25 protein-coding genes, 1 tRNA gene and 1 pseudogene are annotated in these 23,505 nt (G+C 73.2%); 11 read left to right on the forward strand and 16 right to left on the reverse strand.

From position 1 onward, the window contains the following. The first annotated feature begins 175 nt into the window (after window positions 1-175). From ABD324_RS36065 to ABD324_RS36080, 4 genes are all read left to right on the forward strand, one after another. Window positions 176-784, forward strand: coding sequence for a sigma-70 family RNA polymerase sigma factor (locus ABD324_RS36065; RefSeq protein ID WP_344428034.1), 609 nt, complete (start codon window positions 176-178; stop codon window positions 782-784). After that, a complete protein-coding gene (locus ABD324_RS36070; RefSeq protein ID WP_344428035.1) occupies window positions 781-1,599 on the forward strand; it encodes an anti-sigma factor in 819 nt (272 codons plus the stop codon). Before ABD324_RS36065 ends, ABD324_RS36070 begins: the two co-directional genes overlap by 4 nt. Window positions 1,600-1,649: 50 nt before the next feature. Then, on the forward strand, window positions 1,650-2,039 hold the full coding sequence (locus ABD324_RS36075) for a TIGR02611 family protein (protein ID WP_344428131.1): 390 nt from the start codon (window positions 1,650-1,652) through the stop codon (window positions 2,037-2,039). A 21-nt stretch (window positions 2,040-2,060) separates the two neighbouring features. Beyond that, window positions 2,061-2,132 (forward strand) — tRNA-Val (locus ABD324_RS36080). A gap of 116 nt (window positions 2,133-2,248) precedes the next feature. Here ABD324_RS36080 and ABD324_RS36085 read toward each other — a convergent pair. Together ABD324_RS36085 and ABD324_RS36090 are read right to left on the reverse strand one after the other, a co-directional pair. Then, window positions 2,249-3,592, reverse strand: coding sequence for a tyrosine-type recombinase/integrase (locus ABD324_RS36085; protein WP_344428036.1), 1,344 nt, complete (start codon window positions 3,590-3,592; stop codon window positions 2,249-2,251). After that, entirely contained in the window at window positions 3,558-3,788 is a 231-nt protein-coding gene (locus ABD324_RS36090; RefSeq protein WP_344428039.1) for a helix-turn-helix domain-containing protein, read from the reverse strand. Before ABD324_RS36090 ends, ABD324_RS36085 begins: the two co-directional genes overlap by 35 nt. A 1,676-nt stretch (window positions 3,789-5,464) precedes the next feature. Here ABD324_RS36090 and ABD324_RS36095 point away from each other — a divergent pair. The 4 genes from ABD324_RS36095 to ABD324_RS36110 all read left to right on the forward strand — a co-directional run bounded on the left by ABD324_RS36095 (window position 5,465) and on the right by ABD324_RS36110 (window position 8,175). Then, window positions 5,465-5,851 (forward strand): hypothetical protein, encoded by a 387-nt coding sequence (locus ABD324_RS36095; RefSeq protein ID WP_344428042.1) that lies wholly within the window; start codon window positions 5,465-5,467, stop codon window positions 5,849-5,851. Window positions 5,852-6,899: 1,048 nt separating this feature from the next. Beyond that, window positions 6,900-7,247, forward strand: a complete 348-nt coding sequence (locus ABD324_RS36100) for an adenine nucleotide alpha hydrolase family protein (RefSeq protein ID WP_344428044.1) — start codon at window positions 6,900-6,902, stop codon at window positions 7,245-7,247. A 38-nt stretch (window positions 7,248-7,285) separates the two neighbouring features. After that, window positions 7,286-7,606 (forward strand): glyceraldehyde 3-phosphate dehydrogenase NAD-binding domain-containing protein, encoded by a 321-nt coding sequence (locus ABD324_RS36105; protein ID WP_344428047.1) that lies wholly within the window; start codon window positions 7,286-7,288, stop codon window positions 7,604-7,606. Next, window positions 7,534-8,175, forward strand: a complete 642-nt coding sequence (locus tag ABD324_RS36110; protein WP_344428134.1) for a hypothetical protein — start codon at window positions 7,534-7,536, stop codon at window positions 8,173-8,175. The genes ABD324_RS36105 and ABD324_RS36110 overlap by 73 nt, the downstream gene beginning before the upstream one ends. A 25-nt stretch (window positions 8,176-8,200) precedes the next feature. Here the strand turns inward: ABD324_RS36110 and ABD324_RS36115 are convergent, their stop codons facing one another. From ABD324_RS36115 to ABD324_RS36135, 5 genes are all read right to left on the reverse strand, one after another. Beyond that, window positions 8,201-9,061, reverse strand: coding sequence for a universal stress protein (locus tag ABD324_RS36115; RefSeq protein ID WP_344428050.1), 861 nt, complete (start codon window positions 9,059-9,061; stop codon window positions 8,201-8,203). Next, on the reverse strand, window positions 9,058-9,972 hold the full coding sequence (locus tag ABD324_RS36120; RefSeq protein ID WP_344428053.1) for a universal stress protein: 915 nt from the start codon (window positions 9,970-9,972) through the stop codon (window positions 9,058-9,060). Before ABD324_RS36120 ends, ABD324_RS36115 begins: the two co-directional genes overlap by 4 nt. Before the next feature lie 548 nt (window positions 9,973-10,520). Continuing rightward, window positions 10,521-10,967, reverse strand: a complete 447-nt coding sequence (locus tag ABD324_RS36125; protein WP_344428056.1) for a CBS domain-containing protein — start codon at window positions 10,965-10,967, stop codon at window positions 10,521-10,523. Next, complete coding sequence (locus tag ABD324_RS36130) at window positions 10,964-11,224, reverse strand: dsRBD fold-containing protein (protein ID WP_344428059.1); 261 nt, start codon at window positions 11,222-11,224, stop codon at window positions 10,964-10,966. Before ABD324_RS36130 ends, ABD324_RS36125 begins: the two co-directional genes overlap by 4 nt. Window positions 11,225-11,277: 53 nt before the next feature. Next, window positions 11,278-12,276, reverse strand: coding sequence for an Acg family FMN-binding oxidoreductase (locus tag ABD324_RS36135; RefSeq protein WP_344428062.1), 999 nt, complete (start codon window positions 12,274-12,276; stop codon window positions 11,278-11,280). Window positions 12,277-12,525: 249 nt separating this feature from the next. On the opposite strand from ABD324_RS36135, the gene ABD324_RS36140 reads away from it, so the two are divergent. After that, entirely contained in the window at window positions 12,526-14,187 is a 1,662-nt protein-coding gene (locus ABD324_RS36140; protein ID WP_344428137.1) for a sensor histidine kinase, read from the forward strand. 4 nt (window positions 14,188-14,191) lie between these two features. On the opposite strand, the gene ABD324_RS36145 is transcribed toward ABD324_RS36140, so the two are convergent. From ABD324_RS36145 to ABD324_RS36175, 7 genes and pseudogenes are all read right to left on the reverse strand, one after another. Beyond that, complete coding sequence (locus tag ABD324_RS36145; RefSeq protein WP_344428064.1) at window positions 14,192-14,836, reverse strand: response regulator; 645 nt, start codon at window positions 14,834-14,836, stop codon at window positions 14,192-14,194. 98 nt (window positions 14,837-14,934) lie between these two features. Beyond that, a complete protein-coding gene (locus tag ABD324_RS36150) occupies window positions 14,935-15,897 on the reverse strand; it encodes an Acg family FMN-binding oxidoreductase (protein WP_344428067.1) in 963 nt (320 codons plus the stop codon). A 1-nt stretch (window position 15,898) separates the two neighbouring features. Continuing rightward, window positions 15,899-16,474, reverse strand: coding sequence for a flavodoxin domain-containing protein (locus ABD324_RS36155; protein WP_344428069.1), 576 nt, complete (start codon window positions 16,472-16,474; stop codon window positions 15,899-15,901). Then, on the reverse strand, window positions 16,471-17,274 hold the full coding sequence (locus tag ABD324_RS36160) for a universal stress protein (RefSeq protein ID WP_344428072.1): 804 nt from the start codon (window positions 17,272-17,274) through the stop codon (window positions 16,471-16,473). Before ABD324_RS36160 ends, ABD324_RS36155 begins: the two co-directional genes overlap by 4 nt. Continuing rightward, a complete protein-coding gene (locus tag ABD324_RS36165) occupies window positions 17,271-18,113 on the reverse strand; it encodes a universal stress protein (RefSeq protein WP_344428075.1) in 843 nt (280 codons plus the stop codon). The genes ABD324_RS36160 and ABD324_RS36165 overlap by 4 nt, the downstream gene beginning before the upstream one ends. A gap of 256 nt (window positions 18,114-18,369) precedes the next feature. Further along, on the reverse strand, window positions 18,370-19,920 hold the full coding sequence (gene cydC, locus ABD324_RS36170; RefSeq protein ID WP_425565981.1) for a thiol reductant ABC exporter subunit CydC: 1,551 nt from the start codon (window positions 19,918-19,920) through the stop codon (window positions 18,370-18,372). 436 nt (window positions 19,921-20,356) lie between these two features. After that, a pseudogene (locus ABD324_RS36175) lies at window positions 20,357-20,935 on the reverse strand (ATP-binding cassette domain-containing protein); the annotation flags it as partial. Here ABD324_RS36175 and ABD324_RS36180 point away from each other — a divergent pair. Further along, window positions 20,856-21,281 (forward strand): integrase core domain-containing protein, encoded by a 426-nt coding sequence (locus ABD324_RS36180; protein WP_344428140.1) that lies wholly within the window; start codon window positions 20,856-20,858, stop codon window positions 21,279-21,281. The pseudogene ABD324_RS36175 and the gene ABD324_RS36180 sit on opposite strands and share 80 nt — an antisense overlap. A 720-nt stretch (window positions 21,282-22,001) precedes the next feature. On the opposite strand, the gene ABD324_RS36185 is transcribed toward ABD324_RS36180, so the two are convergent. Together ABD324_RS36185 and ABD324_RS36190 are read right to left on the reverse strand one after the other, a co-directional pair. After that, on the reverse strand, window positions 22,002-22,211 hold the full coding sequence (locus ABD324_RS36185) for a hypothetical protein (RefSeq protein ID WP_344428081.1): 210 nt from the start codon (window positions 22,209-22,211) through the stop codon (window positions 22,002-22,004). A gap of 13 nt (window positions 22,212-22,224) precedes the next feature. Continuing rightward, entirely contained in the window at window positions 22,225-22,596 is a 372-nt protein-coding gene (locus ABD324_RS36190; RefSeq protein ID WP_344428084.1) for a hypothetical protein, read from the reverse strand. Window positions 22,597-22,943: 347 nt separating this feature from the next. On the opposite strand from ABD324_RS36190, the gene ABD324_RS36195 reads away from it, so the two are divergent. After that, window positions 22,944-23,486 carry an RNA polymerase sigma factor gene (locus ABD324_RS36195; protein WP_344428086.1) on the forward strand — a complete coding sequence of 181 codons (543 nt, stop codon included), beginning with the start codon at window positions 22,944-22,946 and terminating at the stop codon, window positions 23,484-23,486. Window positions 23,487-23,505 lie beyond the last annotated feature (19 nt).

Consider the following 23,505-nt stretch of genomic DNA (forward strand, 5'->3'; position numbering starts at 1 on the left):
CCCGGGGCATTCGGGTGCACTTCACACGGACGGGTGGTGATCGTTCCCGTGTCGGGTGTGCCCGACCTGCGAGGACGGGTGATCGCCCGGTCGGCTGTGACGCAGCTTGCAGGGGCGATACTGGTGAACCGATCGTTGGTCGGGGCCCGAAGAACAGAACGTGAGGATCCCGCTGGTGGCAGAGGTCGCCGACGAGGCCGAGAGCCCGCAGGACGGGCGGCCCCCCGGTCGTGACGACGACGGGCTGGTCGCGCGCGTCGTCGTGGGGGAGCAGGCCGCGCTCGGGCAGCTCTACGACCGCTACGGCCGCCGCGCCTACTCCCTGGCCCGCCGGATCTGTGCGGACGACGGCCTGGCCGAGGACGTCGTCCAGGAGGTGTTCCTCGTCTTCTGGCGCGAGCCCCGCCGCTTCGACGCGCAGCGCGGGTCCTTCTCGACCTGGTTGCTGACGCTCGTCCACCACAAGGCGGTCGACGCCGTCCGCAAGGAGAGCGCGATCCGCCGCCGCACCGTCGCCGCCGAGGAGCCGGACGCCGCCGGTCCCGGTGCGGACCACGCGGCGCTCGGCGCCGTCGTCGCCGGCCAGGTGCGAGACGCCCTGGGCGGCCTCCCGGCCGAGCAGCGGCAGGCGCTCGCGCTCGCGTACTACGGCGGCTACACCCAGCGCGAGGTCGCCGCACTGACCGGGGTGCCGCTCGGCACCGTCAAGTCCCGCATGTTCACCGGCCTGCAGCGGCTGCGTGGCCAGCTCGGCTCCCTCCTCTCGGACGGAGGCGCCCGATGACCCCCGCCCATTCCCGCGACTGCCCGATGGCGGAGCAGTCCGTCGGCTGGGTCCTCCACGCGCTCGAGCCGGAGGAGGAGTTCGAGGTGGAGGGCCACCTCGTCGGCTGCCCCGTGTGCCGGACGATCGTCCGCGAGACCGAGGAGACGCTCGGCCTGCTCGGGAGCTCGGCCGAGCAGGCGGAACCGCCGCCCGGCCTGCGCGCACGGATCCTCGGGGCCGCCGCGACCACCCCGCAGGTGCAGCCGCCGGTCCCGCCCGCGCCCCCGGTGCCGGTCGTGGTCGAGCCGCCCCGTCGCCCCGCCGCCCCGTCGGCGGGGTCGAGGAGGAGCCCCTGGACCCGGGTCGGTGTGCTCGTCGCCGCGGCGGTCGCGGTCGCCGCGATCGCCGGGCTGGGCGTGGTCAACGCCCAGCTCCGCACCCAGCGGGACGCCGAGGCTGCCCGTGCCCAGAGCGTCGTCGCGATGGTCCAGCAGATGAGCAGGCCCGGTGCGCAGCACGCGTTCCTGGCGTCCGCGGCGAGCGGGCAGACCATCGCCGCTGTGGTCAGCGACGGCGGGGTGCGGACCGTCCTCCCCGTCGACCTGCCCGCGAACGGCGAGGACCGCGTCTACGTCCTGTGGGGCCTGCCCGGCACGGGGAGCCCCGCGCCGCTCGGCACGTTCGACGTGGCCGGCGGCGCCGCGTCGGCCGTGTCGGTAGGCTCGACGTCGGGCGGTGCCGGTTTTGCGCAGTATGCGATCTCGATCGAACCCGGTCGGGTCGCCCCGGCCACGCCGACCGATGTGGTGGCGAGCGGGCGGGCGGAGATCTGAGCGCAGACACGGACACGGAGAAGAGCTGGTTCGCGCGGCAGCGCGACCGGCTGAGCGACTTCCGGGAGCGGATCGAGGAACGCCCCCGGGCGCGCCGCACCTACCGCATCGGCGTCGGGGTGCTGGGCACCCTCGTCCTGATCGCCGGGATCATCGCCATCCCGTACCCCGGGCCGGGCTGGGCCATCGTGTTCGTCGGCCTGGCCATTCTCGCCTCGGAGTTCGCCTGGGCGAAGAAGGTCCTGCACTTCGCCAAGGGCAAGTACGACGCCTGGACGGACTGGCTCGGCCGCCAGAACCTGGTCGTGAAGCTGCTCGTCCTCGTGGTCACGGGCGCCGTCGTCCTCGCGACCCTCTGGCTCCTCAACGCCCTCTGGCTCGTCGCGGGCTGGGTCGGGCTGCAGGAGTGGACCTGGTTGCAGAGCCCGATCCTGGGGTGAGGTAGTGTTCTCCACGGCAGCGGGCGATTAGCTCAGGGGGAGAGCGCTTCGTTCACACCGAAGAGGTCACTGGTTCGATCCCAGTATCGCCCACTCGCGCCGAAGGGCCCCTGACCAGCAGGTCTAAGGGCCCTTCGCCGTTTCTGAGGCTCGTCAAGAAGCCCCTTAAAGAGCCGTCGGTAGCCGGATCGGTAGCCAACAGCGTTGCGCTACTCGTCCGGGTCGAAGAAGAGGTCCGTGACGGTCTCCGCGGCGGCGTGGTGGAGATCGGGAACGTCGGCGGTGTAGGTGTCCAGGGTGAAGGCGACGGTCGCGTGTCCGAGCCGGGCACTGACGATCTTCGGGTTGACCCCGGCACGGAGAGACATGGTCGCGTGCGTGTGTCGGACGTCGTGCAGAGTGATGTGGGGGAGGCCGGCCGCGTCGACGAGACGGTTGAACTGCTCGGTGATGGTGTCCGGATGGAGCGCCTTTCCGCCAGGCCAGCAGAACAGCAGACCGGAGTCCGTGTAGCCGTCGCCGAAAGCCTCCTTCTCCCGCTCGACTTCCGCGATGCGCTGGATCAGCGCTTCGAGGGTTCGCCTGTCGAGGGCAAGTTGCCGGCGTGACCCTTCCGACTTGCCGTCCGAGCGCACCGCCTTGCCTGAGGCGACGACGCGGGTCTCGATGACGGTGATGACCTTCCGCCCGACGTCGACCGCCTCCGGCGTGGCCCCCGCGGCTTCGGAACGTCTCGTCCCGGTCGTCGCGAACAGCAGCCACATCGCGTAGAGACGGTCGGTACGGGCAGACCGCACGAATCGCTTCAGCTCGTCAGGTGTCCACGTGCGGTGGTTGCGGTACGGCTGGCGCACCCGGCCGGCCGTCCTGACCGGATTGGTGTCGATGTACTTCAGCTCGACGGCGTCGTTGAACGCAGCGTTGAGCATGATGTGCACGCTCCGCACGCTGCTGGGGCTGAGGCCTGTCGACGGCTCGCCCGGAACCCGTCCCGCCCGATAGCGTTGAGCCGCCCGTACGGCGGCCGAGTAGCTGACGCCGGCTGCTTCCGCGAGTTCCCGCGGCTTCGCTTCGCGTCCGCTCGCCTCGGCTCGCTTCCACTCGGCGAACATCATGAGATTGGTCGAGTCCTGGCGCCGCCGACCGTTCTCCAGGAGATGGGCGTACAGCATGGTGATCGTCTCACTCTCGACGTCCTGGAGCTTTCGGTCGCCGAGTTTCGGGAGCACGTAGTTCTCGATGTACTGCTTGTAGTTGCCGTAGGTCGTCGGCTTCAGCGCCATCTTCTGTGCGACGAGCCATTCCGTGAAGAACTGGCGCACGGTCCGCGGAGCGTTCCGCACGTACGAGTTGGCTTTCAGCTTGGCGTTGGCGTCGGCGAGGGCGTCCCAGGCCTCGTCCTCGGTGAGGTAGCCACTGCGGGAGTCGCGGCGTCGCTCGAGGGTGAGCGGATCCGGGCCCAGATCGACGACGTAGGCCCACTTGTGGCCTCTCCGGTAGACGGAGCCGTCGACGCCTCTACGGCCCTTCCGTCTGCGCTGCTTCGCGGTCATGCTGGGCGACCTCCTTCTCTGTGTGCTCCAGCAACGCGCGGAGCAGGTCTCGAACGACGTAGATCCGACCGCCGAGGCGGCGCACCGGAAGATCACCGCACTCGGCGTAGCGGTACGCCGAGGCGCGGCTGATGCCGAGAATCTCGGCGGCTGCGGGAACAGGGATGAGGACGGGGAGACCGTCGAAGTCGTGCATCTGCGCCTCCTGGTGAGTTCCGGTCTCACCAGGCTGCAAACGGACTGTTTCCTTGCAGGTGCGGTGCTGTGGTCTCCCTCGTCATCGCCCGGGCCGCGGCGTCAGGATGCGCACTGGCGCGACAGTCCTTCCAGCCCGATTTCGGGATCTGTGGATAACTCTTTTGTTGGGCCGCTGACGCCGTCCCTCGCTGACGCGTTCCTCGATGCGGGTCACCCGTCTTGATCTTGGAGCTGACCTGTGCACTCCTGTGCTTCCGGCGGAGCAAGATATGGCGACGGGGGCCGTCGCCCGCGCCGCGAGGGCGGCTGGTGGTTCGGAACGGGGGCGTTCCGAAGGCGCGTGCGGCCCACTGGGTGGGAAGCGTCGCGACTTGTCCACAGATCGGCCAAGCGACTGTTGTGGCAGGCGAGGTGGCTTGTTGTCGTCGGCGTGAGGTTCGCGTGTGCGGGCCCTCGCGAGACGCCCCCGGCGGGCGGTGCAGCGCCGGCCGGGGCCTGACCGGCACCCGGTGCACCATGAGACGGCTGTGACTGACCCTTCCATGCCCACACCAGCTGAGCATTCGTCTAGCAAGCGGCGGTCAGGCCATCGTCGGCGGCACGCGGCCCGCCGCGGAAATTCGTGGCTTCCGGCCGCTCCGCGGCGGCGCAGGTGGCGGCCTATGGTGTGGACGGCGTTCGTGGTCATCGCGGCCGGGCTGCTGGTGCTCATGGCGGTGATCCGGTGAGCGTTGACGCTCTCGTTCTCTGACGGCCCGGGAGGCTCTTTTGGCCGTGGGAGCCTCCATGCGCGTCGTCGTCCTCAGTCCGGCGCGGCCGTCCGGAGTGAGTCGGCCAAGGTGCGGATCGCGCCGGCCGAGCCCGCGGCGATCCGCAAGGCGGCCGCGGCCGATCGGGAGCGGCCGGCTTCCTGGGATCGGGGGCCGTCGTCGTCGCCGAGCCGCCTGATCAGTCGGGTGGTCGTCCGGAGGATCCTGCGCCGTTGGGGAGGTTGATGGAGCTGAGGGCTGCGGTGGCGGAGCTGGCGGCCCGTTTGCCGGTGTCGGATCGGCCGGACCCAGCGGCGTTGTCGGCTCTGCCGGACGCGGTGGAGGCGTGCCGGCGGATCACTGAGGCGACGTCACTGCTGATCGCTGAGCTTGGGGGCGCGGGCCCGGTCGTGATCACGAAGGTGGCGGCCGGGTGGCTTGTTGGCCTATCTGTTCGGGCCCGGGATCTCCGAGCAGCATCACCGGCCTCGGGTGGTTACGAGCTGGGATGGTCTGGACGTGGAGTGGCAGCCAGCGGCAATCGGGCCGGGGGAGTTCGACCTGGCGCTGGGGCCGTTGATCGATGCGTTGCATCAGCCGTCGCTTGTGGCGGGGTCTGCCACTGCGGGCGCCGGCCGAGGGTGGGCGTGAGTATGTGTGCACTGCTCGGTGCGTGTCGCCGCGGTCGACCGGCTGCTCGACGATGGGCAGTGGGGGAGATCGCCCGCGAGCTGGTGCACGAGGAGGGAATGGCGGATTGTGCGGACGGTGCGGATGATCTCGACGGATTCGTCGCGGCGCTGGAGGCGGCGGAGTTGAAGGTGAAGTTGCGCCGTGGCCCCTTCCGGGGACGTTCTCGGCTACGCGGTCGCGCAGCCGGCGGATCTCCTGGCCCCGGGGGAGCCGGTCCTGCTCGGCCCCGGACTTGTCCCTGCCTCGGCTGCAGCAGTGGTGGGCCGCGGGTTCGTCCGACGGTGGGACCGGTCGCGGCGCCCGCGGGCGCCGGGCGCTCACCGAGGCCCGCAAGGAATTCACCGACGGTGATGCCGATGCGGACGAGATCGCTACGCGTGTCGCGGATCTGACCTCGGCGCTGCAGGCGCTCGTGCGTCCCGGGGACCGGACGGACTGGCAACAGCTCAGCGATCTCGTGCACCGCGGTCCCGCAGCGGGCACCGTGGGCCGCTCGTCGCGGTCGCGTCAGCTTCGTGGCCTGGCGCGTGCGCTGCTGCGCCATCACGGTTTCACGACCCGTGACGAGATTGGGGCGGCGGTCTCGCCGTCGCCCTGGCTCAGCTGCTCCTCAAGCTGACGGAGACCTGTCGACGACGCGGGGACCGGCCTCACGCCGCAGTCGCCGGCCCGGACGGCCGCCGAGCACTTGCGAGCACTGCCCCCGCCGACCAGAGCGGACGTACGGACGCCGTCGCGGCCGCGGGTGCGGCACCGTGCGCCACGGACTGCGACACGGTCGGTCTGAGGGTGGAGGCGACGTGCTTGCCGACATTCGTGGTGGAGGACGCCGTGATGCCCGACCGCTGCAGCCGCTCATGAGCTGGGGTCGCCCTGATCAGGCCATCGCCGCGACTGTCCGGTTGGTTGGGGTCCAGGACATCGCGGTGGAGTCCGGGTTCCCGGTCGGTACGGACGGGGTCGTCATCCTGCGCATCGGCAAGTCCCTGCTCCCTACCTCCACGATCGGGTCGCTGTCAAGCGCGTCGTGCGGGTCTGGGGCGAGGCCGCTGACGTGATCAGCGCGCTGCCGGTGACCTCCCCGAAGGGAATCGTCGCGCGGATGCCGGGCATGCCTGAACTCGGCGTCGTGGCCCACGCGGTCGGCCGCCAGGGGTGCGGGATCACCGTGGCCAAGGAAGAGGGGTGCGAAGTTCCTCGCCCTCGCGGCAGTCCCTAGCGCTGCCCGTCCGATCGGAACCACTGCGGTCCTCGATCGAGCGGCTCCGCTCCGGACATCCTGGACAGCGGTTCCCGCCGCCGACCGTACGCTCGTTCGGGCTCGCCGCCGACCGCGCCGTCGGCATACCGCGGGGCTCTTTGCCACCGGGATCTCGGGAGCCTCCACCGCGGGTGCGGCGTTGCGGACCGCCCCGATCACCATCGCGCCGGTGACGAGGCGGGCTGGGTCGACCGGGTCCTCGGCGACGTCGCGATGCGTGTCACCTCGGCGCGGTCCGGGGACATCTTGTCGGGGTGGGCCGATCAGGTGAGCCGCTACCTCGACGGTGTGCACAAGGGGTCTGGACGGGCACGCCCGGGGGCGTCCGCCAGCTCGGCGGCACACCCACCGCACTCCCGCCGGCCGACCACACATTCTGGGCCAGCCCGGCTGGCGGGTCCGCGACATGGACGCCGACACCGGGGTGTGGACGGCGGTGAGGATGAACGCCGACGTTGCGTCACCGGTCGACGCCGACATACAGGTCGCCGCGCAGCAGCCGGTTCTGGCGCCGCGGCTGCGGCCCCCGCGGTACGCCGTGCACGTGGTCCGGGAGCACCCGGTCGAGGCGCTGGTGTCCCGGACGCTTCCCGCCCGGCTCCTGGTCGTCGGGCCGGCTGATCGTCGTCGGCACGTGCTGGGGTCGGTGGCCCGCGGCGCGATCCGCCTGGGCCATTGCCCGGTGATGGTCGCGGTGATGACGTCCACCGGGGCGGAGCCGGCGTTCTCGGTCCGTGATCGCGCCGAGTTGTGATGACGGGGAGGGCTGTGGTGACGAGGAGAGGACCGGACATGCGCGTGCGCGTCGGAGTGGACGGAATGGGCCGCCTCGGGCGGCACCTCTTGCGGACGGTGGTCGACCGGGACGATCCCGACGTCGAGATCGTCGCGGTGCGGGACGCGGCGCCGGCAGCCGAGCTGGCCGCCCTGTTGCGGCACGACTCTACTCACGGCTCGTGGTCGCGGCGCCTCGAGGTGGTAGACGAGCACCTCGGCATCGGCGAGGTGACGGTCCGGGTGCTCCACGACGCGCCTGCGCGCTGGGCGGCGGCGGACGTCGAGGTCCTCGTGAGCACGGAGGCGACCGTGGAACCCGAGGTTCTGCTCGGGTAGGGCGTCAAGGCGGTCGTTCTCGCCGGTTCCGGGGCGGCTCCGGCCGTGGTGGTCGGTCTGAACGAGAGCGAGTACGACGCCGCCCGGCACCGGGTCGTCGCCGTCCCGTCGGCCGCCGGGGTGGCGTCGGCGGTGGTGTTCGGTCCGCTCGACCGGGCCTTCGGGGTCGTCGGGATCCGGCGGCGTCGCCGGTCGCGGGGGAGCTCGACGCGCTCCTTCCGGAGCTGCAGGGCCGGGTGGCCGCCTCGGGTCTCCGGATCCCGGTGGTGGACACAGCCCTGGTCGAGGTCACGGCGTGCCTCGCAGCACCCGTCACGGCGGCCATGGTCGGCCGTGTCCTGCGCTCCGCCGGGGACGGGCCGGCGAAGGGCCTGCTGACCTGCACGACCGAGCCGACGGTGTCCGGGGACGTCCTCGGACTCCCGGAGGCCTGCCGCGTCGACCTGGCCCGGACCCGGGTCAGTGGCGAGCTGGTCACCGTCCTCGGCTGGTTCGATCCCGAGAGCGCTCACGCCCACCGGGTCGCGGACGTGACGGGTTTGGTGGCCCGGCTGCTCCCACGCGGGTGACCGCCCTCGCCCGGACCGGGCGCTCTCAGGGCCGGGTCACGACGACCGGGCAGGACGCGTGCCGCATCAGGGTGCGGCCGGTCGACCCGAGCAGCGCCCGGGCGACGGCAGCGCGCCCGAGCGACCCGACCACGACCGATCGCGCGGCGCGGGAGCGGTCCAGGAGCACCCGGGCCGCTCCGCCCCGGACCAGCTCCGGGGACACCCGGACACCGGGGTACTTCTCCGCCCAGCCCGCGAGGCGCTCGGCGAGGACCTCCCGTTCCTCGGCGGCTCGTTCCGTGAAGTAGTGGAAGGGAATCCCCGATTCCTCGGCCCTGTCCGGCCAGGCGTGGACCGCGACGAGCGGTGCGGCGCAGGCGTCGGCCTCGGCGAAGGCGAACGCCACTGCGGCCTCGCTCGCCGGCGATCCGTCGATCCCGACGACCACGGGCCGCGTCCCGCCGTTCCCGCGCAGCTCCTCGTCGGTCCCGATGTGGCCACGCACGACCGCGACGGGGCATCGCGCCTCACGGGTGAGCGCCTCGCCGACCGAGCCGGCCAGCAGCGCCGGCACCCCGCCCACGCCGCGGGCGCCGACGGCGAGCGTCTGCGCCCGGCCCGATTCGGCGAGCAGGACGTCGAACGGATCGCCCTCCTCATCCAGCTGCTCGACGACGAGTCCGGGGTGCACCGCGTGGGCAGCGCGTGCCGCCGCCCACAGCTGCCGGCGTGCGAGCTCCCGCAGCCGGTCCCGGCCGGCGGCCGCCGACGGGGGCAGCCGGTAGGCGCGGACCAGGCGGACCGCGAGGTGGTGCCGGGCCGCGTGCGCGGCCGCCCATCGCGCGGCGTCGGCCGCCGGATCCGACCCGTCGACCCCGACGACGACCGCGGCCGGGCCGGTCACTGCCGGCCCTCGGGCCGCACGACGGCGACGGGGCAGGCGGCGTGGTGGAGCACGGCCTGGCTGACCGAGCCGAGCAACGGACCTCCGAGGACGCCGTGGCCCCGGGACCCGACGACCAGCAGGCCGGCGGTCCGGGAGCGTTCCACCAGCTCGCTCGCGGCCCCGTCGACGACGGCGACGGTCCGGACGCTCACGCCGGGGTACTTGTCCTGCCAGCCCGCGAGCCGTCCGTCGAGATCCTGTTCCGCGCGGGTGCGCTCGCCTTCCCAGTCGATCAGGGGGACGAGGAAGGGGTCGATCTTCGCCTGGGACACGGCGTGCACCGCGGTGAGAGGCACCCGGTGGCGGGCCGCCTCCTCGAAGGCGAAGGCGAGCGCGGTGGCGTCGACCCCGCCGTCCAGCGTGTCGTCCAGTGTGTCCTCGCCCAGCCCGACCACGACCGGGCTCTCCGGTGCGCCCGGATCCGGTGTCCCGCGGACCACGACGACCGGGCAGGCCGCGCGGGCGACGGCCTCGACCGCCACCGATCCGAGCAGGAGCGAGGCGAAGCCCCCACGTCCGCGGGAGCCCAGGACGACGAGTGCCGCGCGCTCGGACTCCTGGCTGAGCACCAGGGGAGCCTCACCGCCGCTCACCTCCTGCTCGATCGTCACGTCCGCCTCGGTCGCGCGGGCGGCCGCCGCCGCGGCGTCGAGGTGCTCGACGGCCTGGCGCTCCAGCACCGAACGGTGGTGCTCCTGGCCCAGCGCGGGCACCCCGATCGGCCGGAACGTCGTCCAGGCGACCGCGGCCACGAGCCGGAGCGGGGCCCCGCGGCGTACCGCTTCCGTTGCCGCCCAGCGGGTTGCGTCCAGCGCCGAGTCCGAGCCGTCCACCCCGACGACCACCGCTCCGGTTCGCGTCTGCGTCATCGTTCCTCCCAGGTCGTGATCCCGGGCCGGGTCCCCGGCCCCTCACCACGGTCGTCCCCGGCGACGGTCGCCGGCACCGGCTCTCCGGTCCGATCGGGAGGGCCGAAAGGCCCGGTTCCGGTGCGTCAGGACGTACCGGAACCGGGCGACGACGGGGTGAGGACGACCGGGCATGGCGCGAAGCCGGCCAGCCCGCGGCTGGTCGAGCCGAGCAGCATCCCGTCCGACGGCCGAGGACTCGCGGCACGGGGCGCGACCACGACCAGGATCGCCGAGAGGGCGTGCTGCAAGAACGATTGGCGCACGGCCGACGCAGCCGACGCGGCGGGCCCACCGTGCCGCCTCACCGGCCGACCGCGACGCGTCGACCCCGACGACCACCCGGCGCTGTTCTGCGGTCGCGTCGTCCACCTCGTGCTGTTGCTGTCCGATCATGGTGATCTCCTCCCGTCGACGCCCCGCCGCTCCGGTACGGCTCGACCCGTTCCCACTCGCGCTCCCACGCCGCGGCCCTGATGCGGAGGAGGAATCTGCGGCCGCGGGCCGCCTCAGCCGACGCGGGTCGCCACCGCGTGCACGAGATCCGTCGCGGTCACGATCCCCAGCAGGCTGCCGGCCTCCACGACCACGAGGACGTCGGTGTTCTCCGCCTCCATCCGCCGGGCGGCATCCGCGAGCGGCAGTGAAGGAGCCACGGCCGACACCGGCCGCATGACGTCCCGGACGAGGAGGGGCGCGGAGCCGAACGGGCCCCGTCCGGCGACCATGCCGCTGAGGAGGTCGACGTCGGCGACGACCCCGACGCACCGGCCGTCGCCGACCACGGGGAGATGGCGGACGGCGCCGGCCGTCATGAGTCGCAGCGCGGTCCGCAGCGGGGCGGCCGGGTCGATGGCCACCAGCTGCCGGGACATGACCGCGCGAACCGGCGGATGGTCGTCGAGCGTCTCGGGCGGCGCCGGCCGGGGAGGTGCCTCCGTGCCGTTGTCGATCATGTCGTCGGCTGCTGTTGCGGAGCCCGCTCGGCCTCGGCGTAGGCGCGGCCGATCAGGCGGTTGCTCAGGTCGTTGAGGGCCCGCGCCGCCGCCATCTCGTCCCCGATCTCGGGCAGGTCGCGGTCCTGAGGCCCGATCCACGAGCGGCCGATCCCGAAGAGGTGATCAGGGCTCCGGTCGTGGAGCCGCGCGGTGGCGCACGACTCGCCGTTGACCTCCTCGATGTCGACCACCACGTTCCAGCGAACAGTGCGCATGGTCCTCGTCCTCCTTTCCGCCGGTGTGCCCGGCGCAGTGGTGAGCTCTGTCGTCAGTCGGTCGTGACGGGTTCGCTCCTGAGCAGGTCCTCGGTCGGCCGGCGCGGGGTGCCCGCCACCGGCAGGCCGTAGCCGATCCGCATCACGACCTGGGGCGGCCGCGCGCCCTGCAGCAGCCGGCGCAGCGTCTCGCGGACCTCGGCGACCTCGACCAGCTGGGACAGGAACGAGGCCGAGAGACCGTGGTCGGTTGCGGTGAGCAGCACGCGCTGCATGGCCACGCCGGCCCGGATCTCCTCGCGTGGCCCGTCGGAGTGCACCGTGAGCACCGCGATGAGCGGCTCGGACTCGTAGCCGGTCTGGCCGCCGCCCGCTCCCCGGGTGTAGTCCCGCAGGACCCAGGTGGCGTTCGGCCACGGCAGCGGGCCGCCGGCGGCCGCCGGCACGCCGTCGTGGCGGGCCTCGCCGTGACCGGTCCAGTGCTGGAGCTCGTCGGCGAAGGCCGGATCGGCCATCTGACGTTCGTGGGCCGTCCGCGCCAGGCCGCTCGTCTCGACGCGTTGCCCGGGCTCGGTCACCAGGTGGAGCCAGGCACCCTCCTCGAGGGCGGCCCGGCGCAGCGCGTAGCGGGCGGTCGTCGGGACGGGGGTCTCGGTGAAGGGGCGCCGGTTGGTGTGCCGGCGGGGAACGGCGTCGAGCAACCGCCGTTGCTCCGGGCCGGCGCGGCGGCTGCCGCCGTGCCGGACCGTCGCGACGAGGTCGGGGCGAGCCGGGTCCGGCAGCACCGACACCACCGGCTTGATCCCTTGACCGAGGAGCGCGAGACGGAGGTTCAGGAGTGCGGCGCCGCAGGCGATCCGCTCCTCCCGCCCCGCCGGGTCCGCCACCCACAGCCTGCGGGTGGGGTCGGAGTACAGCTCGATGCGATCGGCCGCCGTCCGGAACAGCCACGGTTGGGTGTTGTGCAAGGAGGGTGCGCGGCCGGCCGTCTCCAGCACCAGCCGGAGCTGGTCGTCGGACAGGCCCAGGGGTCGCGCACTTGTCTCGATCATCACGCTCGCCGTCCCACCTCGGTGGTCCCGGGTCGACCGGGCTCGTTCCAGGCTGCCGCCGGGGCGCGGGTCGTCACTACTGTCGAAAGTCCCTGGCCGTCAGGGGATTGGGCCCGCACGATCCGTGGCGCCCGGGTGTTGGATGTCGGACGTCGCGATGTCACCGTGGGACGCGACCGGGGCACGCCGCCCCGTGCCGGTCGAGGAGGCAGCGGGATGTCAGGCGATCCGGGATCATCCGTGTCGGGCATGTTGTCCGGGTTGCGCCTCGACGAGCTGCTCGGCGAGGTGCAGGAACGCCTCGGTCGGATCGTCGCCACCCGCGACCGCACCCAGAGCCTGCTCGACTCGGTGCTCGCCGTCGCGTCGGGCCTGGAGCTGGAGACGACCCTACGACGCATCGTCCAGTCCGCTGTGGACCTCGTGGACGCCCGGTACGGGGCTTTGGGCGTGCTCGCCCCGGACGGCTCGATCTCGCGCTTCATCGACATCGGACTCGAGCCGGGCGTGCGGGAGACCCTGGGCCCGCCGCCGACGGGCAAGGGGCTACTCGGCCAGCTGATCATCGACCCGGAGCCGCTCCGGCTCGCGGACCTGGCCCGGCATCCGTCCTCGGTCGGGTTCCCGCCGAACCACCCCCCGATGCGCAGCTTCCTCGGCGTTCCGGTCCGGGTGCGCGAGTCGGTGTACGGCAACCTGTACATGACGGAGAAGCTGGGCGGTGGTGAGTTCACCGCGGACGACGAGGTCGTGCTCCAGGCGCTCGCCGCGGCCGCGGGAATCGCGGTGCAGAACGCCGACCTCTTCGAGCAGAGCCGTCAGCGCGGCCAGTGGCTCGAGGCGCTGGGGGAGGTCCGGGCCGACGTGCTCGGTGGGGCTGACGAGCCCGAGGTCCTGCAACTGGTCGCCGTGCGCACCCTGGAGCTCTCCCGATCGGTCGCGTCGCTGATCCTGCTCGGCCCGGACGAGGACGGCCGGTACGAGGTGGGGGCCAGCGCGGGCGCGCCGCTGGACCTTCCGGACGGCGGCATCGCCGCGGGCAGCGCGCTCGTCGAGCTGGCTGAGAGCCGCAACCCCGTCCTCGCCACCACGCCGTCCAGCCTGATCGACCACAGCTGGACGACCCGGGGGCTCGGTCCGGTGGTGGCGGTGCCGATGCGCGCGGCGGAGCGGGTGATCGGGGTGCTCGTGGCCTTCCGGGGGGAGAGCGAGGACCAGTACCAGCCGACCGAGGTGCCCCTCGTGACCTCCTTCGCCCAGCAGGCGTCGCTGGCCCTGGAGGTGGCGGGCAAGAACCGCGCGCAGCGCCAGCTCGACGTGCTCGCCGACCGGGACCGGATCGCCCGCGACCTGCACGACCTGGTCATCCAGCGGCTCTTCGCGACCGGCCTGAAGCTGCAGAGCACGCTGCGCCGGACGAGCGAGCCGGAGGTCCGGGAGCGCATCGGGCAGGCCGTGGAGGAGCTCGACCAGACGGTGCGGGAGATCCGGACCTCGATCTTCGACCTGCACACCGCCGACCAGGGCGACGGAGGCCTGCGTCGGTCGTTGCTCGACACCGTGCACGAGTCCACCGCGGACTCCGGGCTGTCGGTGTCGGTGCGGACGTCCGGGGCCGTGGACACCCTCGTCCCGCCGGAGCTGTTGCCGCACGTCGTCGCCGCGGCACGCGAGGGGGTGAGCAACGCCGTGCGGCACTCGGGTGGGCGGACGATCACCGTGACGCTCGAGGCGGGCAGCGAGCTCGTGCTGCAGATCGCGGACGACGGGGCCGGGATCCCGGACGACGTGGCCCGCAGCGGCCTGCGCAACCTCGCGGACCGTGCCGAGGAGCTCGGCGGCGGCCTGGAGGTGCACCGGCGACCGGGCGGGGGCACCCGCCTGTCGTGGCGGGTGCCCTTGCCCCGATGAGGATTCAGCGGGCCCGTCGGCGCTCGGTGGCGTAGACGGCCGCCTCGGTCCGTCGCGCGAAGCCGAGCTTGTGCAGCAGCGAGGACACGTAGTTCTTGACCGTCTTCTCGGCGAGGTAGAGCTCGGCGCCGATCTGCCGGTTGGTGAGGCCGTCCGCGATGAGGTCGAGGATCCGGCGCTCCTGCGGCGACAGGGCCTCGTAGCGCGGGTCCTCGGGCTCGGCACCGTGGCGCAGCCTCTCGAGCACGAGCGCGGTCGCCTTGGGGTCGAGCAGCGAGCCCCCGGCCGCGACCGTGCGGACGGCCCCGACCAGGTCCGTGCCGGCGACCTGTTTGAGCAGGTAGCCCGCGGCCCCGGCCATGATCGCCCCGAAGAGCGCCTCGTCGTCGGAGAACGAGGTGAGCATCAGGCACGCCGGGGGAGGGGTCGTGGAGGAGCGGACGTCGCGGCAGACCGAGACACCCTCGCCGTCGGGCAGGCGGACGTCGAGGATCGCGACGTCGGGCCGGGCCGCCGGGATGCGGGCGATCGCCTGCGCCGCGGTCCCGGCCTCACCCACGATCTCGATGTCGGGCTCGGACTCCAGCAGCTGCGCGATCCCGCGGCGGACGATCTCGTGGTCGTCCAGCAGGAACACCGAGATGGTCACGGGGGCCTCCTCGTCGGCTCGTCTGTGACGACCGTAGCCGCCCCGGGAACGGGCAGGTCATGATCGGAGGTCCCGGCCCGGTAGGGCCGAAGGTCCCGCTACCGCAGCAGGACCGAGCGCAGCGGGCGCCGCGGCGTGTCCGGCACCGGCGACGCACCGGCGAGCGGGGTTCCGATCCTGAGGACGAGCTGCGGGTCCTCGGCGGTACCCAGCGCCTTCCGGAGTCGCTCGCGGGACGTCGACAGCTCCACGGCCTGGCTCAGGACGGCGGTCGCGAGACCGGCACGGGTGGACGTGAGCAGGACATCGCTGGCGGCCTCGCCGGCGACCAGGCGGTCGACGGTGAGATCGCCCGGGGTCACCAGGACCAGGAGGGTGCCCCCGTCCGGGCCGTCGGTGGCCCGTCCCGGCAGCGAACCCGAGGGGAACCGCAGCAGGTGCCTCTCGCCGGGGCGTGTCGCGCTGCTCGGTACCGCACCAACCGGCACCCCGTCGCGGCCGTCGGCGTAGCGGTGTGTCCACTGCAGCAGTTCGGCCAGGTATCCGGGCTCGTGGCGCTGCTCGTCGGCCGCGGCGGCGAGGACCTCCGCCACACCGGCGAGGACCCGGGGTTCGACGACCGGCAACGCCGAGACGCCGTGGGCCCGGGCCCGCCGCACCAGGGCGGCGAGCCGAGCGGGAGGGATCGGCTCGTCGGTGAAGCTCCGCCGGTCGGTGTGGCGCCGGCCGAGCTGGCCGAAGAGCACGGCGGCGGTCCGGTCCAGGGGACCGTCGACGAACCGGACCGTGGCGAGGTGCCGGCTGTCCTCGGGATCCGGCATCCGCTCGATGCGGATCGCCGAGCCCAGCCCGGCCGCGGCGACGGCGAGGTGGTGCAGAACGGCGCCGCAGCTGAGCAGCAGGTCGCGACGGTCCGGGTCGGTACCCGGGAGATGCCTCCCGGGGTCGGCGTAGAGCTGCACCTCGCCGGATCCGATCCGGAAGATCCACGGCTGGCTGTTGTGGACGGACGGGGCCCGCAGCGCGAGCTCGACCGCCCGCTCGGGCAGGCGGCTGTCCACGTCAGACAGCCCGGCCGACCGGGCCGGCATGCGCTCCGCCGGGTCGAGAACCGGTCCGGGTGAGGGTCCGGGCCCAGGACCGGATGCGGTCGGGGTCGCGGTAGTCCCCGGCGAGCTCTCCGCGGGCCATCGCGCGGGCGAGGAACCCGTGTGCCGTCGCCGGGTCCAGGACACCGCCGAACGTGATCGGTGGCTCGGCCTCGACATCCTCCCGCAATCGGCGGACCGCGGCGGGCTCGTGCGCCCCGCGTTCCGAATCGGCCCGGGCCTGGGGCCCGCACGGCCCGGACTGGAACAGCCACACCCGGCGGCCCCGCAACATCACGGCGTGCCGGCGCAGGAAGTGCAGCGCGTCCTTCTCCCAATGGCCCCGGTAGAGCGCACTGCCGAGCACGACGGTCCCGTACCCGGCCAGCGTCATGGTGTCGCCCGAGGCGTCGTGCGCGGACATGACGTCCACGGTGAGCCCGTTCGCCCGCAGCTCGTCGGCGATGGTGTCGGCGATGCCCGCGGTCCCGCCGTTGCGGGACGCGTACACCACCAGCACCTCGGGATGGCCTGTCCGTGTCGTGGTCATGATCGGCTCCTCTCGGTCGGCAGGGTCAGCGGACGGGGCGGCCGGTCCGGGCTCCGGGCGATGGACGTCCGGACGACGACCACGGGGCACGGCGCGCGCCGGACGGCGACCCGGGCGGGGGCGTCGTAGTGCGCGAACCCGGTGGGCAGGCCGACCACCAGGGCCTGTGTTCCCTCGGCCCGGTCCAGCAGGTGCTCGAGGCCGGACGACGAACCGTCGGTGATCTCGACGTCGGGGAAGTCGCGGCGGGCTGCGGCGAGGGAGGCATCGGTCGACCTCGATCCGGCCGGCAGCGAGTCGACCACCAGGGGCGTCCCGGTGCTCCGGGCGAGGAGAGCACCTTCGGCGACGACGTCGTCGTCGCCGATCCCGTCGACGAGGGCGACGACGAGCGCCCGATGGCGGCGATGTCCCGCCCGCACCACGGTGAGGGGGCAGTCGACGTCGCGGGCGAGGAGGTCGAGCGCGACCGAGCGCGCTGCCGACTCCGGCGGGTCGTTCTTGCCCGCCATCCCGACGACCAGCAGGCAGGCGTCGGCGGCCGCGACGGCGAGAACCGCGGCGCGGTCCCAGGCCGCGAGCTCGCTGCGGACGTCGAGGGCCGGTGCGGTCTGCTCGGCGACCGACCGGGCCCGGGCGAGGACCCGATCGCGCTGCTCAGCCGGCTCGCCGTCACCCACGGCGTGGACGAGGACCAGGGATCGGCGCCGGGCGGACGCCTGCGCCGCGGCGAAACGCACCGCCTCCAGGGCCGCGGCGCTGCCGTCGATACCGACGACGACGGGGGACGTATCGCTCACCGCTCCTCCTTCCGGTACGGGCCGGCCGCCACCGGAGCGGGCAAGCGGTCCGGATCGACGATCAGCACGGGACAGGCCGCGGCTCGCAGCAGCCCGGACACCGGGCCCCCGGCGCCCCGTCCGCGATGGCAGCCCACGACGACCAGCTGGGCCGCGTCCGCCAGGTCGAGCAGCGCCCGCCCGGGCCCGCCGCCGATCAGCCGGGCGCTCGCGACCATCTCCGGATGGGCGGCCTCGACGGCCTCGGAAACCTCCGCCAGGACCGCTGCGGCGCCGGACCCGGGGCGGTGGCTCCACCGGCCACCGGGTTCGACGTGCGCGATCGTCAGACTCGCCCCGCGAAGGGCGGCGACCCGGGCGGCGTGCTCGATGAGAGCGGCGCTGCCGGGACGGCCGTCGACCGCGACGACGACGGCCCGCCCCCGGTCCGGCAACGCCCGGCCCGGCGCCGCGCGCACCACGGCCAGGGCGGCCGGATGGCGGCGGGCGAGGCGGGCGACGGTGTTTCCGAAGCCCGGTCGGACCCGGCCGCCGCCGTGCTGCCCGACGACCAGCAGCTCGGCATCGAGGCCGAAGCGCTCGAGCACGTCCGCCGGGTCGCCGGCGCAGGTCCGCACCTCCGGCGTGCGGTCCGGGGCCGCGATCCGGGCGACCGCCGCGCAGCGGTCGAGGACCGTCCCGGGATCGCTCGGCCCACCCGGTCCGGCCACGCAGATCACCAGCAGCGGTGCGTCGCGCAGGTCGGCCTCCTGGGCCGCCCAGGCCGCCGCCCGGCGGGCCGCTCCCGACCCGTCGACACCGACGACGACGGGCCGGGCACCGGTGGCGGTAGAGGTCATGTCCCGACACTGCACGCTCCACACCGGGTGCACGAGGTGCCTTTCGGCCCGATCCGCCCGGCCCAACAGCCCCTCCGGCCGCGGCCGCGTCCCGGTTCCGACGACCGGCCCGGCGTCGGAATCGATCCGCGAGCTCCCGGCGCTGATGCGCAGCGCCGGCATCCGGTATGTCACCGGAGAGCCGGCTGTGCCGCGGCGCGGGCCCGGAGCTCGAGGCACTCCAGTCCGGGGGTCTGCTCGGGACGGTGGGTGACGATCAGCGCGTACGGTCGGCCGTGACCTCGAGGATCTCGCGCGCGAGGGCCTCGGCGGTGGGGTCGTCCAGGTGGGCCGTCGGCTCGTCGAGCACCAGGATCGGGCGGTCCGCGAGGAGCGCCCGCGCGATCCCGAGCCGTTGCCGCTCACCGCCCGACACCGCGCCGCCGTGCCGGCCGACCGGGGTGTCGAGACCGGCCGGCAGGCCCGCGAACCACTCACCCAGCCGGGCCCGCCGCAGCGCGTCCACGAGCCGGTCGTCGTCGGCGTGCTCTCCCGGATCGGCGAGTGCCAGGTTGGCGCGCAAGGTGCTGTCGAAGAGATGGCTGAACGGCCCGCACCAGGCGATCCCCGCGCGGATCCGGTCGGAGTCGAGTGTGCGGACGTCGGCGCCGTCGGCGAGCAGCTCGCCGCCGGACGGCGCGAGGGTGCGCAGCAACGCGGCGACCGCGGTCGACTTGCCGCACCCCGACGGCCCGGTGAGGGCGATCCGCCGCCCCGCGTCGAGGCGCAGGTCCAGGTCGTGCACCGCGTCCGCCCCGGCGCCGGGCCAGCGCACGTCGAGCGACCGCGCCTCCAGGGCGGTCGGCACCCCGGCCGCCGGCGACTCCACGGGATCGATGACCCCCGGCTCCGTCCGCTCCAGCTCCTGCAGCCGGGCCGTCGCGGCGAGGAACGCGGGTAGCCGGACGGCGGCGTCGGGCAGCGCCGCGACGACCTCGGCGAGGGCGAGCGGGGTCAGGGCGAGAACGGCGACCGCGGGTCCGGCCAGCAGGCTCTGGGCGTGGGCCGCCAGGCCGAGGGCGGTGCAGGCGACCGACGTCCCGCCGAGCGCGAGAACGGTCAGCCCGGTGCCCAGGCCCGTCGCCGAGGCCGCGCGCCGCCGGACCGCGCCGAGCCGGGCATCGGTGGCGTCGAGGGCATGCCGGTAGCGGTCGGCCGCGCCGTGGACAAGCAGGTCCGCCGCCGCGTCGAGCAGCTCGACGGTGCGGCACGCGACCTCGGCACGCAGGGCCGCGGTCCGGCGGCCGGTGCGGCGCGCCGCCCACGCGGCGACCGCGGGGGCGCCGAGACCGGCGACGGCGAGCCCGAGGGCCAGGACCAGCCCGGCCGCCGGGAGCAGCAGGCCGATGCCGACGACCGCGGCCGCGCCCACGAGGATCGCCGACAGCGCTGGGAGCAGCACCCGCACGACCAGGTCCTGCGGGGCGTCGGTGTCGCTGACGAGCCGGGTGAGCAGGTCGCCGCGGCGCAGCCGCCCCGTGACCGCGGGCCCGATCCGCACCAGCTCGGACCAGACCCGCACCCGCAGCGTGCTCCCGACCCGCAGGGCCGCATCGTGCGACACCAGGCGCTCCGCGTACCGCAGCACCCCCTTGCCCAGGCCGAACGCCCGGACGGCGACGATCGCCACCATCAGCGTGAGCACCGGCGGCTGCAGCGCGGCGGCGCTGATCAGCCACGCCGACGTCGCGGTGAGCGCCACCCCGGAGCCGAGGGCCCCCGCGGCGAGCAGCACGGCGAGGGCAGCGCGACCGCGTTGGGCGCGCACCGCGGCGAGCGCCCAGCGCAGGGCGTCCCACCGGCGGAGCGGGCCCGGCTGCGGCGGTCGGGGGGGCCGGAGGGGCCGCAGCCGGGTGTTCGGGGGACGGAGGTTCGGGAGAGACGGGGTGACCGGACGCGCGACCCACCGACGCGTTCCGGTCACCCCGGGTCCGGGACGGGGGCTCCGGTCCCGTCCCGGACGGCTCGGGCAGGGCCGTCCCGGGGCGTCCTGCCACGGCACCGGTGCTGCGGGAGACGGCGATGACCCGGTCGCACCGGGCGAGCAGGTCCGGCCGGTGGCTCACGAGGACGACCGTCCGACCTGCCGCGATCTCGGGCAGGGCCGCGCCGATGGCGGCCTCGGTCGCGGTGTCGACGCCCTCGGTCGGCTCGTCGAGCAGCAGGAGCGGGCGGTCGGCCAGCAGAGCTCGGGCGAGGGCCACGCGGCGGCGCTGCCCGGTGGACAGCCCGGTGCCGCCCTCGCCGAAGGGGGTGTCGAGCGGAAGGTCGAGCGCGGCGAGCCGGGCGGCCCGCGCCACGGCGTCCGCGGAAGCGTCCGGATGGGCGAGCACGATGTTGCTGCGCACCGTGCCGGCGAGCAGCACCGGGCGCTGCGGAACCCACGCGACGCGGCGCCACCACCAGGCCGGCTCGATCCCCGCGAGGCCGGCACCGCCCACCGTCACCGTCCCGGCGTCCGGCCGGCGCAGCCCGGCCAGCAGGTCGAGGAGCGTGGACTTGCCGCAGCCGCTCGGCCCGGTGACGCCGAGGACCTCCCGCGGTGAGACCACGAGGTCCGGCTCGTCCAGGATCGTGCCGCCGCGACCCTCGACCCGCACGTCCCGCAGCCGGACGGCGGCCGCGGCGGGATCGGGCGCCCCCACCGGCCCGGAGGCGGGAACGGGCAGCTCGAGGAGGTCGAGCGCCGCGGTGGCGGCTGCCGTGCCCGCGGCCGCGTCGTGGAAGCGTGCGCCGACTACCCGCGCGCGGACCAGAAGACCGCGGTCGCGTTCCTCGACCACGTGCTGTCCCGGCTGCCGTTCAAGGTCGACGTCATCCAAACCGACAACGGCGCGGAATTCCAGTCCGCGTTCCACTGGCACGCCCTCGACCAGGGCCTGCAGCACGTCTGCATCAGGCCCCGCACCCAGGCTCAACGGGAAGGTGGAGCGCTCGCACCGCATCGACGCCGAGGAGTTCTACCGGCTCCTCGAGGGCGTCGTCATCGACGGCACAACGTCTTTCGACGACAAGCTGCGCGAGTGGGAGGACTACTACAACTACCACCGCCCACACGGCGGGCTCGGCGGTCAAACCCCCTATGAGAGGCTCCTTCAGAAGACCACCAAGCCCACCGCCCAGGCGTAATCAGCCTCTGTCAGTCGCACACTCGATCTGTCGTGTCCGCAGCGGCAGGGCCGCGACTGATTCTGCGGATGATCGTCGTTGGCAGCGCTGGAGCCGTCCTGTGGAGCTGATCGTTGTGCCGGGATCCGGACCGGGGCCCGGACTGTGGAGGGGTTGACATCATGAAGCGTGGTGCGCCGGGCCGACGTGCTGTCGCTGGTTCCGTCGTCGTCGTATCCGTCCATTACCGCCCCCGATCACCGGAATGCGTGACCGACGCGCCTCTGCCATGGCGCAGTTATGACGTTTAGTCATCGCTTCTAGTCCATACAGGCGTGTCAGAACCACCGGATGGCCGCAGTGTCGCCGCCGAAAGCCGCTCTGGTATGGCCTCGGTGTCGGGGCTGGTGGGGCTTGGACGCCTGCCCGAAGGTCTCCCGGCTCCCCGAGGCAAGGCGTCCCTGCTCCCTTACCCATGCATGGGCTCCTCGACGCGTGGCGGCGGTACCGGCTGGCTTGCCTGCCTGAGGTGAGATGGGTCTCATCCGGGTGAGGGTTGCGGGCTGGGGCGGGTCTATCGGAAGTGGTGTTCCGTCGACAAGAGATGGGATGGTCGTAAGGCTGCGGTTCTTGCTGTTCGTCATCGGAGGTTGTTTCTGCGACTGCGCCCGGTGGTCGGGCTCTCCCTCTGGGTATCGGTGATGTGTGAGCCGGTTCGGCTACCGGTACGAGGGCTGTTGATCAATCGTTGTTGCGTAGTCCGCTGGTGGCGGCATCCGGGTTGGACGGTTGGTCGTCGGTTCGGGTGGAGGGTGTGTGCTGGGTTCGTTCGGCCAGTAGGGCGGCGTAGATCGGGGTGAGGGTGGTGTCGACGCCGTGGCAGCTCTCGGTCTTCTCGCCGGGGCTCGTCGTTGGTGCTGTCGTCGCGGAGGGCGGTTCGGATGCTGTCATGAGTGGTGTCCTGTCAGTGGCCGGCGGGCGGGATCGGGGGCGCGGTGGTGTGGGTTATCACGTCGGCGAGTTGGTGGGCGAGTCGCTCGGCCAGGTCTCGTATTGCGGCGTGGCCGTAGATCCCGGAAAGCCACACTGTGACGTTTCGTGCGATGCGCTGTGCGGTTGTTCGGTCCGGTGCGTCGCGGTAGGCGGCGACGATGTCGCGGGAGGCGAGCTCGATCGCCAGGTCGTAGCTCGTCGATCCTGCAGGGCCAGTCGACTTGGGGCCCGGCGATTCCGGGGTGCGTGCGGTGGAGGTGCCTGCGGCTGGTGTGGTGCGGGCGGAGCTCGGGGTGCGCCCGCGAGCTGGGTGAGTGCGATCGACGAAACGGGAATCGGTCATGTCCTGGGGGTCTCCTGCTCTCCACGATGGCCGGTCGGGCATTTGATGGTGCGACTACGACGGGGTGCGATCATCATGCGCATGGCATGTGAGCCCAGTCACTCCGGCTGCGGCGTGGTCGCGTGTCGTAGCGGGGCTGTCCTGGAACCCACGTGGGTGCGTCTGCGGGGGCAGTCTCGGCCTCCGACCGCGCAGAGGCGTGTGGTCAACCGGCCAACGGACCAGGAGCGGGGGGCTCGGGGGTGTGGCCGAACCGTGCCCGCCGTGTCGTCAGAACAGGTTCACGGAACGTGATGGTGTTGCCGGACTTGGGCTGGTCGGTCATGTCGTGGCGTGCTGGTGTCTGAATGGACGGGTTAGATACGGCGGCGGACGACTGGCTGGTCGCCAAGGCCAAGGCGGGGTCGCTAGACGCGTGGGAAGAGCTGGTGCGCAGGCACCGTGGGCGGATCTACCGGATCGCGCTGCGGATGGTCGGTGATCCCGATGATGCTGAGGACATTTCACAGGATGTGGTGCTGCAGCTGTGGACGGCGTTGGCGAGTTTCGCGGGGAACAGCCTGTTCACAACGTGGCTCTACCGGGTCGTGGTCAATCGCTGCCTCACCCACATCGGTCGCCGGCAGCGCCATGACGTTCTTGACGAACGTCTCACACCGCCGTTGCCGGGTGCTGACGCGCAGGCTGTCGCCCGTGGCCGGCTGCGGGCGACGCTGGCAGCGATTACGTCGCTGCCTCCAGATTTGCGTGCCCCGGTCGTGCTCGTTGATGTGGAGAAGCTGCGCTATCAGGACGTGGCGGTGATCCTGGGGGTCTCCGAGGCGACCGTCCGTGGCCGGCTCGCCAGGGGGCGACGTCGTCTGCTCGACGAGCTGCGGGAGTGGGCATGACCAGACGGTGGCAGTCCGG

The organism is Pseudonocardia ailaonensis (assembly GCF_039531635.1).
Classification (GTDB): Bacteria; Actinomycetota; Actinomycetes; order Mycobacteriales; family Pseudonocardiaceae; genus Pseudonocardia; species Pseudonocardia ailaonensis.

What these genes read in the sequence shown, in the direction of transcription:
- ABD324_RS36070 (WP_344428035.1), top strand. Translation starts at nt 781, where the DNA reads ATGACCCCCGCCCATTCCCGCGACTGCCCGATGGCGGAGCAGTCCGTC.
- ABD324_RS36085 (WP_344428036.1), bottom strand. Translation starts at nt 3,592, where the DNA reads ATGACCGCGAAGCAGCGCAGACGGAAGGGCCGTAGAGGCGTCGACGGC.
- ABD324_RS36090 (WP_344428039.1), bottom strand. Translation starts at nt 3,788, where the DNA reads ATGCACGACTTCGACGGTCTCCCCGTCCTCATCCCTGTTCCCGCAGCC.
- ABD324_RS36100 (WP_344428044.1), top strand. Translation starts at nt 6,900, where the DNA reads ATGGACGCCGACACCGGGGTGTGGACGGCGGTGAGGATGAACGCCGAC.
- ABD324_RS36105 (WP_344428047.1), top strand. Translation starts at nt 7,286, where the DNA reads ATGCGCGTGCGCGTCGGAGTGGACGGAATGGGCCGCCTCGGGCGGCAC.
- ABD324_RS36120 (WP_344428053.1), bottom strand. Translation starts at nt 9,972, where the DNA reads ATGACGCAGACGCGAACCGGAGCGGTGGTCGTCGGGGTGGACGGCTCG.
- ABD324_RS36125 (WP_344428056.1), bottom strand. Translation starts at nt 10,967, where the DNA reads ATGATCGACAACGGCACGGAGGCACCTCCCCGGCCGGCGCCGCCCGAG.
- ABD324_RS36130 (WP_344428059.1), bottom strand. Translation starts at nt 11,224, where the DNA reads ATGCGCACTGTTCGCTGGAACGTGGTGGTCGACATCGAGGAGGTCAAC.
- ABD324_RS36135 (WP_344428062.1), bottom strand. Translation starts at nt 12,276, where the DNA reads ATGATCGAGACAAGTGCGCGACCCCTGGGCCTGTCCGACGACCAGCTC.
- ABD324_RS36140 (WP_344428137.1), top strand. Translation starts at nt 12,526, where the DNA reads ATGTTGTCCGGGTTGCGCCTCGACGAGCTGCTCGGCGAGGTGCAGGAA.
- ABD324_RS36155 (WP_344428069.1), bottom strand. Translation starts at nt 16,474, where the DNA reads ATGACCACGACACGGACAGGCCATCCCGAGGTGCTGGTGGTGTACGCG.
- ABD324_RS36165 (WP_344428075.1), bottom strand. Translation starts at nt 18,113, where the DNA reads ATGACCTCTACCGCCACCGGTGCCCGGCCCGTCGTCGTCGGTGTCGAC.
- ABD324_RS36185 (WP_344428081.1), bottom strand. Translation starts at nt 22,211, where the DNA reads ATGACAGCATCCGAACCGCCCTCCGCGACGACAGCACCAACGACGAGC.
- ABD324_RS36190 (WP_344428084.1), bottom strand. Translation starts at nt 22,596, where the DNA reads ATGACCGATTCCCGTTTCGTCGATCGCACTCACCCAGCTCGCGGGCGC.
- ABD324_RS36195 (WP_344428086.1), top strand. Translation starts at nt 22,944, where the DNA reads ATGGACGGGTTAGATACGGCGGCGGACGACTGGCTGGTCGCCAAGGCC.